Below are 8,725 nucleotides of genomic sequence, written 5' to 3'. Positions count from 1 at the left end.
AGCAATCTGGAACGTAAATCCAACCTTCCAAGTCTCGTGATATTTAATTGACTTGGAAGGTTTTACATATGTTTTTTACCTCGTGGTTGTCCGCCCAAAATCGCTCTGCTCTTCGGGCTGTTGTCTCGGCCGGCTGCGCCGACCTGGGTTGTCGGAGCTGTCATTGTTCTATGTCAGGCCAGTCACGGGCGGGGATGAAAGTTGATTCACGAAGATTAGAAGGTTAATTCCCGGCGCTGGCGCGCGACGGGAGGTTTAGGAGTTTAGGTAGCTGAAGGTTGCCACACGCATCTCTTGGCGTCGCTCGGATCTATAAACCATAAACCTTAAGCCTTAAACCATAAACTATAAACCATAAACCTAAACCCAATTCAGCTTGATATTCTCAATTTTCTTCCGGCTGATCAAGGCTTTCAGGTCTTCAACCTTCTCCCTGTGTCCCGGGATTTTGGTTTCGTGGGTTTCCACTAAAAGAATACCTATTTTTTTGTAGGTTTCATTTTGGATAAGCTTGTGCAGGATTTCAATCTCGGCACCCTCCACATCCATTTTAAGAATATCCACCGGCTGATCCAAATTGGAAATAAAACTGTCCAGATCGACTGTTTCTATCTCAATGCTGTCTTGTAGGTTAATATTTTTCTTATCCCCAATGATGGAGGAACTGACGGTAAAAGCTGAATTGCCACTTTCCTGTTGGTGCATATGAAAATATAGCTTGGCCACGCTGTTTTGATGGTCAACTGCCTTATTGATCAACTGCATATTTTTTTCATCCTTAAATCGGGTTTGCAGCATTTTATAGGCGATGGGATCTGGTTCAAAGGCGATGACGGAAGCATTCTTTTTTAAAAACAGGGCACTGATATCTCCCACGTTTGCCCCACAATCAATAATCAAGGAGGATTTGTTTACTTTTCTTAATAAGGGTATGAGTTTGATGTAACTTATCCAAAAGGCGGCTTTATTAAGGACTCTACGTTTCAATAGTCCGGTCATGGTGATTGTTGGCTAAATTTTGGGAATGAATTAATCTTTTAATATACCGGAAATTTTGGTAAGCCCCAAATAGAAGTACATAGGACGTTTTACTCCGTAGTGTAGAAGGTTAATCCCGGCGCTGGCGCGCGGCGGGAGGGTAAGGAGTTTAGGTAGCTGAAAGTTGCCACCCCGTATCCCTTGGCGTCGCTAGGATCTATAAACCATAAGCCTTAAACCATAAACCTTAAACCTTAAGCCTAAATTGTATACAGCTCAAATAAAACACCACACAAAAACTCTTCATGCGCATCATGATGCCCAGATTAGCCAGGGAATTGGCGAAGAGGAAGGTGGTGGTGAGAAAGAAGAGCAGGGCGATCCAGTAGATGGGGGGAATGGAGGGGAAACCTGATTTTTTCCAGGTGTACATGCCATACCCGCTCAGCCCAACAAAAAGCAAATTCTCCACAGAGGCCAAATAGGTCTGCAGGTTGTAGGCATCAAAAAACAGGGGACGGAAAAGGTAGGTTCCGAGGCGCTGCAGGAGGTTGTATTGCTGCATGTCCACAGCGGAACCCACTTCGGCCCCGTGCAGGAAATCAAGTTGGAAGTCCATCAGAGTTTTCAATGAGGACCAGCTGAAATCCTCGATCACGAGGTAGCTTGTCAAAATGGGATATAGCAATCCCAGCCCCAACACCCCTACCCCTGCAATCCCGGTTTTCCAGCGCCGGTCAAGGGTAGGTTCCAGGAGGAAGAACAGGAAAACCAGCCCTGCCATCAGGAAACCTATATGCGGTCGGACAAGAAACAGGAAGCCTAGGGCGAGGGGCAATTGCCAGCCGGAGCTCTTCCAAAACCTCAAGCCAAAAAACACCCAGCCCAATCCCATTAAAGTCAGGGCCTCCTTGCTGAGCCCGGCAGTCCAGAAGTGCATGTTGGGCAGGAAGAGGACCAGCCACCAGTTTCGGGAAAGGAAGCTGCCCGGTTTGTCATTTTGGATTGGGCTCTGGAACAGGGCCAGGTAAAGCAGTTTCACCCCATAAAAACCCATGAGTCCGTAAATAAGATTCATCCCCAGAAAGGACCAGCCCCAGTGGTGGGGCCAGAAGTTGAGCCATTGCACAAACCTGGTGCTCAGCCCGAAATAGTCCATCCAGCGTACGCTTGGGGCATCCATCACGTTGGTACTGAGCTGCCAGTAGGCCAGGGCATCCCCGCCGTGCTTCAGGATGAAGTAGGTGAAGGCGAAAGTAAATAGCAGGTGGTACCCCATCAAAGCATGCAGCACCCTCCGCTCCTGCTGCGGGCGGGAATGGTTGGTATAGGTGGTGAGCCCATAGGCAAGCGCTATGATTAGGGGTTCAATCATATACAATTATAGGGAAAAATTGTCGGATGTTTCACGGATATAATGCCCCCTTCGAAGCTACAGTCCCGAGTAGCGCAGTGGATCGGGAGGGATTAAGGGGGATGTCGAGACGTGAACAATTCCCCCTTTAAAGGGGGTTAGGGGGATGTCGGGACGAGGATCTTTATCCCCGTTACACATCCCCCCTGCCCCCCTTCCAAGGGGGAGTTATTTACGGTGCCCCCTCAAAGGGGGAGTTGTTTACGGGGGGAGCAAGGACATTACCTTCCATGCAATTCTTCAATTTTATTCCAAATAATATCCAGGCAAGCATTCATATCCCTTTTTACAAAGGAATCATTCAACCTTAGGAACCTTACTCCCATCATTTCCAAGATCCGCTGTCTTCGGGTATCATTTACAGCCACTTCCTCATATTCGTGAGTATTTCCATCTATTTCTATTGCCAACATTAATTCATGGCAATAAAAATCCACTATGNCGCTGTCTTCGGGTATCATTTACAGCCACTTCCTCATATTCGTGAGTATTTCCATCTATTTCTATTGCCAACATTAATTCATGGCAATAAAAATCCACTATGAAATTATCAATGGGAACCTGTCGGTGGAATTCCACGCCCAACGCTTTGTTCTTAATCAGGATCCAGAGCAGTACCTCGGACAAAGTACTGTTCTTTCTGAGCTCTCTTGCCAGGGCTTTAAGTTTCGGGTGGTAGGGAAGAATTCTATTTTTCATATCTAAAAAGTTTAATTCCGAGAACAATTCTCTCAGCCGCACTCAATTCCCCCTTCGAAGCTACAGTCCCGAGTAGCGCAGTGGATCGGCAGGGGATTAAGGGGGATGTCGGGACGAGAATAATAATCCACTTTATTACCGTTACACATCCCCCCTGCCCTCCCGATTCGCCTCCCCCGGGAGGTAAACTCTGCTGCTCGGGACAGGCGCTTCAAAGGGGGAGTTATTTACGGTGGCCCATAAAGAGGGCAACCACTACATTTATTTCTTCCCAGTCAGGGTACCCATAAAACTCCTGGTCAGCTCCCTGAAAATGGTTCTTCCGATCTGCCGAACCATGGTGTTTTTGCTGATCTGCTCGGCCATGGATTCTTTCTTCTTTGGCCGGGAGCTGCTGGGCTGGGACCGGGACGGCTGGGGCTGGCTCTGCTGTTGCTCCTTCTCTCTTTGGGCGGCCTCCTCGGCACGGAGGATCTTTTGGTCCAGGATTTCTTTGGCGCTTTCACGGTCCAGAGACTGGTTGTATTTGCCCACAAGTTCCGAATTCCTTACCTCCTCCTCTATTTCCCCATCAGAGAGAATGTCCATCCTGGAAACAGGCGCCCGCAAAAGCGTATGCACCAGGGGTGCCGGGTGGCCTTTTTCACTCAGGGCCGTAATCAGGGCCTCCCCCGTGCCCATGGCCGTGAGGATATCCTTGGTGTCGTAAAAGGCAGAAATCGGATAGTTTTCTGCCGTTTTGGAGATGGCTTTCCTGTCCTTGGCCGTAAAAGCCCGAAGGGAATGCTGTACCTTCAGGCCAAGCTGCCCCAATACGGCATCGGGAACATCCGTGGGCGATTGGGTACAGAAAAACACCCCGACGCCTTTGGAGCGGATGAGCTTCACGATGGACTCGATCTTCTGGACAAGGTCCCTAGAGGCATGGGCAAACACTAAATGGGCCTCATCAATAAACAGACAAAGCCTTGGTTTGTCCTGGTCCCCCACCTCGGGAAAGGTCTCATATATTTCGGAAAGCAGACTCAGCATGAAAGTGGAAAAAAGTTTCGGCCGGTTCTGTATATCGGTCAGCCTAATGATGGACAAAACCCCTTTTCCATCCCTGACACGCACAAAATCCTCCACCTCAAAAGATCGTTCCCCGAAAAACTCCTCCGCACCGTGCTGCTCCAGCTCAATGATCTTGCGCATGATGGTATTCACCGTGGCGCCCGAGACCGCGCCGTATTCCTTTGTGATTTCCTCTTTACCCTCATTGATAACATATTGAAGCACCTTTTTGAGGTCGCGCAAATCCAGCAGGGGAAGATGGTGGGTGTCACAATACCTAAAAGTCAGGGCGATCACCCCCTGCTGGGTGGCATTGAGCTCAAGGATCTGGGAAATCAAAACGGGACCGAACTCGGAAACCGTGGCCCGGAGCTTTACGCCCCTCTCCTTGCTGATAGTCATAAATTCTACCGGCAAGCCCGTGGCCTCAAAAGGCACCCCAACAGCCCCGCTTCTCCAAACAATATGATCGTTGCTGGCTCCCGGTCGGGCCAAACCGGAAAGATCACCTTTCAGGTCCATGAGCACACAGGGGACACCTTTCAGGGAAAGCTGTTCGGCGATCACCTGTAGGGTTTTGGTTTTGCCCGTGCCGGTGGCACCGGCGATGAGTCCGTGCCGGTTGAGCGTCTTGAGCGGGATCTTCACCTGGGTATCAGGCACCGCCTCACCCCCCAGCATCCCCCCTCCGATCACAAAATAATCCCCTTTGGTGGAATAGCCTTGCTGAATATGCTGATGGAATTGTTGAGATTGATCCATGGTTTTTGTTGTACCAAGTACTAAGTACCAGGTACCAAGCACTTTTTGCCATTGAGGTTGTTCTTAGCCCTCTTATGTTTTAAATATTTCCATTGTCCTTACTACTTACCGGAGTCCTTTTCTCCGTGCCCTCAGCTTCTCTGCGGTTATTTCCCCCGGTCTTCGGTCTTCGGTCTCCGGTCTATATGTTCTGTCGTACCAAGTACTATGTACCAAGTACTTCTTCTTTTCTCCGTGCCCTCTGGTCCTCTGTGGTTTTTTTCACTTCTGTGGTTATTTTTCCATTTCGCACCTGTTTGCTTTGCGGTTTCCCCCTTCAGTTCCCAGTCTCACACCTACTTTCCAAAGCCTTTCAAAAACCCTCCTACTTTATCCTTCACCGAACCCATTGCAGCCCCGCCGAGCAATTTGGTGAGATCGGCTTTGTCCACTTTGCCGCCGGTTTGGCCGGTGAACTTATTCAGGATAAATGGCAGGGCAAAACCTGTCATCTGTTCGGCAATGCCGTCGGGGAGCCCCAGTTTCTTGACATAATCCCCGGTCAGGTTATTGGCCATGTTGGCAAAAACAGTGTTTCCGGCCGCCCCGCTACCCTTGTTCAGCACCGAGAGCAAACCGTCTACATTTCCTTTGGTGAACTCACTGACCACAGAACCCTGAAGGGATTCCTTGGTCGTCTCCACCGCCTTCCCCGCCTGGTCGGCATTCAGCCCAAACTGGCTGGTGAATTTCCCCAGCAGCTCGGGACTCACTTGTTGTATCAATTTGTCTATCATAGTGTTAGCTGTTTAATAGGTAATGAATTCAGGGGGAGAAAGTTTTGGGTTTTGTGGGTTATTTTTGGATTTCCGCGCCCAGCAGGAGAATTACTTACGAATGTAAAGACCTGCCCGCCTGCCCAGGCAAGGCCGGCAGGGTTGTCCGTCCCGTGTTCGCTCCGCTCACCGGGACTGGTTGTCCCTTCCGCCACGGCGGACTCGGTTGTCATAGTTGTCATTCCCGCCTGCCGGCCGGCAGGGTTCCACCTTAAGTCAGTCACGTCTTGGACCGAAGTCCGCTTAAGGGGAATTTGATGAGGGTCTTTTAACGGGAACAGGTACGGTGGTCTTTGCAAAGCTGCGCTTGCAAAGGAAATTCGTAAGTAACTTATGTACACCCTTCCCGAGAATACAACCCGTGAATGTTGTCGTTAAGCGACTTTCAGCAGTAAACGTGGCTGGCCTGACATGGAACAATGACAACCATGACAACTTAGCCGGGGAGGCGCAGCCGACCAATGGCGGGACAACAGCGCAGCGGACAACCACGAAGCTAACCGAAGGTTGTACGTGTCTAGATTTCTCCCCGCCACGGCGGGCAAGCACTCCCTCCGGTCGGTTCCCGATTCGCCCTCGAAAGTTTTCGGGGCTGCTCGGGACTAGGCGAAATGACGAAAGAGGTTTCGCTTCTTGGCGTCCTTTGCGGTTCCAATTGTGCCTCAGCCACGAAATCACGCATGTTGCGGGACTGCATGGCGAAGGATTCGTGGAGGAATTGGAAATGCTGGAGGATGGCCTCGAGGTCGCGGAGGTTTTGCTGGGAAGCTATTCATTTCATATTATTTATACGGAATTGCAGTTCCTTGATTCTCTTTATTAGTCTCTTGAAAGTTAAAGCATCCCCATAAATCATGAACTTTGTCATTTCCGAATAGTCATTTTCATATTCCTTAAAAACTGAAGTAGGTGGGACAATTTTGATTTTATCTGGAGTATGATTACTGTAGTCAAGCCCCCTTAGCGGATTGTATTTTTCTCGGTGAGCCACAATACTCTTATATAGTTTCTTCTCTTGAAGTGCTTCAATACCATATTCGGTATCCATTAATCTTACCAAGTCATACAAATGTCTTGAAAGTCGGTCAATACGGATTTTGTCATTTTCTTGAGAAAATTCTTCATGAAGCAAAAAAATTTTTTCTAAGAAAGTTCGCTGTGGAAGAACAGTGGGAACCTCAAATGATTCAGTGGCGAAACTCAGTTTAGGAAAGTTGGCGCTCAAAATAGATTTGATTGCACGTTTCTCTATTGGCTCTATTGAAGAGCGAGAACTAACTTCAATCAAAACTCTTTGAGGTAGATATGGAGAAGTGTCAACTACAGAATTATAATAAATTTCTATTACCTGTGGATCTTTGTCCGAGTCATTGACTGGTTGGGCCAATAGCTTACAATCTGCTATTGCTCCCCAATCTGTCAAAGTTTGAGTTAAGCTTTTGAGAAATTCTGTTGATATGAATTCACACGATAGTTTCCTGAGTTTTCTGATTTGGGTTTTGCTAATGTCCCCCTCAAATCCAAAAAGTTTACGGTCAATTGCCAAATCTATATCCTCTGAAAAACGCTCTATCAAATCCCACCCCTTACTCAATGAAGTTCCCCCTTTAAATACAAGGTGTTCGTTAAATGGCAATGAAAAGGAAGCATTTAAACAGAGCGTCACCCACCAATCTTTCTCAATCGCTATGGCTGGCAAACCTGTTAACTCTGTTGCTTGGTTGAGGATTTCAACCCTTCTTTCTTTTGAAAGTGTGAGCCAATTTGTATTCATCAAATAGCCCCCATTAATATTTTGTTTATCCAAGCTGGTGAGAGTTTCGCATCATTACTGATGTTCTCTTTTTTCTCATTCTTGAGAATAGTCTGGATTTTTGCAGTAGTTTTTTCATCGACCTTAGCTTGGCCAATAGTTTTGAGTGCTTGTATGGCCAGACTACTGATTTCGCCTTTGGGCAAAAGGTTTTTAGGGCTTGCCTTTTTGAAGGTGATGGTTCGCTTACCAATTTTAACTGTTCTTGCCGCTCCGTCAGTCAGGTAAACCACTTTCATAGGGACTTGAGTAGATAAACCCAATTTATTTAAAGCCTGAATTCCCGTCGGAACAATTCTCGCTTTATCCCTTCTGGCAATAGCTTTAGCAATTTCTTCGGTTGAGGGAAAAAGAACACCTAGTTCCTCGTCAATTTTGGGATAGAGGTAAATGCCATGAGCCAATCGAACAAGTATTTCCTTTTCCTTTAACCTTAACAAGGCTTTCTTTACACTTTCTGGTTTACCATAATCAAGGAAGTCATCCACAAATAAAACACTTCCTTTGGAGTATGCGCTCAGTGCTTTCGCAATTTTATTTTCTACTTGTGGTCTCTCCATCGATTATAGACAATTCGATTGAACATCATCTGATCTCGTCCCAAATTTAGCAAATATTTGGGACGAAACTATATGTAATTTTAAAAGCAAATTATTAAAACAATTTAATTCCGCATGACTATTTTCTAAAAACGCCATGATAGAGGAGGAAATAAACCTCTTAACCTACCTAGTGGATTAAGGGGGATGTCTTGACGCGAACAATTCCCCGAGGATGGCCTCGAGGTCGCGGCGGTCTTGCTGGGGATGGTGGCCAAAGTTGTGTTTTCTAATGGAAACCTTCAGTCCTCTGCAGATTGGTTTATGGTTTATGGTTTATGGTTTAAGGCTTAAAAACTGAGGCTGGCAAGCTTCATTCCCTAAACTTTAAACCATAACCCATAAACGCCGCGATAGCGGCATGAAATCTACCCCGTGATTCTGCGGATTGGTTTATGGTTTATGGCTTAAAACTGAGGCTGGCAGATATTCAACTCTTCCAGAGTTGCCAAAAAAGAGGGGCCGACAGGCCATGGGATTCACCCATGGTTACTCACATTGAAGCCCTCCAGGCTTCTCGAGCTGCCATTTTGGTTTATGGTTCAAGGCTTAAATTATCAATGGGAACCTGTCGGTGGAATTCCACGCCCAA

General features: G+C 47.4%; 8 protein-coding genes. All 8 read right to left on the bottom strand.

The window, feature by feature from the left end:
- Positions 1-360: 360 nt before the first annotated feature.
- Positions 361-999, bottom strand: a complete 639-nt coding sequence (locus KIH41_RS17755) for an FkbM family methyltransferase (protein ID WP_214163296.1) — start codon at positions 997-999, stop codon at positions 361-363.
- Between the two features lie 226 nt (positions 1,000-1,225).
- Positions 1,226-2,353, bottom strand: coding sequence for a hypothetical protein (locus tag KIH41_RS17750; protein ID WP_214163295.1), 1,128 nt, complete (start codon positions 2,351-2,353; stop codon positions 1,226-1,228).
- Between the two features lie 260 nt (positions 2,354-2,613).
- The gene (locus KIH41_RS18240) at positions 2,614-2,805 is read right to left on the bottom strand and encodes an endonuclease domain-containing protein (RefSeq protein WP_262897982.1); all 192 of its coding nucleotides are present in this window, start codon (positions 2,803-2,805) and stop codon (positions 2,614-2,616) included.
- 4 nt (positions 2,806-2,809) lie between these two features.
- Positions 2,810-3,091, bottom strand: coding sequence for an endonuclease domain-containing protein (locus KIH41_RS18235; protein WP_214163293.1), 282 nt, complete (start codon positions 3,089-3,091; stop codon positions 2,810-2,812).
- Between the two features lie 261 nt (positions 3,092-3,352).
- Positions 3,353-4,906: a helicase HerA-like domain-containing protein gene (locus KIH41_RS17735; RefSeq protein ID WP_214163292.1), complete on the bottom strand. Its 1,554-nt coding sequence runs from the start codon at positions 4,904-4,906 to the stop codon at positions 3,353-3,355.
- Between the two features lie 335 nt (positions 4,907-5,241).
- A complete protein-coding gene (locus KIH41_RS17730) occupies positions 5,242-5,682 on the bottom strand; it encodes a DUF937 domain-containing protein (RefSeq protein ID WP_214163291.1) in 441 nt (146 codons plus the stop codon).
- An 811-nt stretch (positions 5,683-6,493) separates the two neighbouring features.
- Positions 6,494-7,528, bottom strand: coding sequence for a nucleotidyl transferase AbiEii/AbiGii toxin family protein (locus KIH41_RS17725; protein WP_246539221.1), 1,035 nt, complete (start codon positions 7,526-7,528; stop codon positions 6,494-6,496).
- A complete protein-coding gene (locus tag KIH41_RS17720) occupies positions 7,495-8,094 on the bottom strand; it encodes a DUF6088 family protein (protein WP_214163290.1) in 600 nt (199 codons plus the stop codon). The genes KIH41_RS17725 and KIH41_RS17720 overlap by 34 nt, the downstream gene beginning before the upstream one ends.
- Positions 8,095-8,725 lie beyond the last annotated feature (631 nt).

It is taken from the genome of Litoribacter ruber, from assembly GCF_018500185.1.
Lineage (GTDB): Bacteria > Bacteroidota > Bacteroidia > Cytophagales > Cyclobacteriaceae > Litoribacter > Litoribacter ruber.
This window is presented reverse-complemented; position numbering and strand designations above follow the sequence as displayed.

What these genes read in the sequence shown, in the direction of transcription:
- KIH41_RS17755 (WP_214163296.1), bottom strand. Translation starts at nt 999, where the DNA reads ATGACCGGACTATTGAAACGTAGAGTCCTTAATAAAGCCGCCTTTTGG.
- KIH41_RS17720 (WP_214163290.1), bottom strand. Translation starts at nt 8,094, where the DNA reads ATGGAGAGACCACAAGTAGAAAATAAAATTGCGAAAGCACTGAGCGCA.
- KIH41_RS17730 (WP_214163291.1), bottom strand. Translation starts at nt 5,682, where the DNA reads ATGATAGACAAATTGATACAACAAGTGAGTCCCGAGCTGCTGGGGAAA.
- KIH41_RS18240 (WP_262897982.1), bottom strand. Translation starts at nt 2,805, where the DNA reads ATGTTGGCAATAGAAATAGATGGAAATACTCACGAATATGAGGAAGTG.
- KIH41_RS17735 (WP_214163292.1), bottom strand. Translation starts at nt 4,906, where the DNA reads ATGGATCAATCTCAACAATTCCATCAGCATATTCAGCAAGGCTATTCC.
- KIH41_RS17750 (WP_214163295.1), bottom strand. Translation starts at nt 2,353, where the DNA reads ATGATTGAACCCCTAATCATAGCGCTTGCCTATGGGCTCACCACCTAT.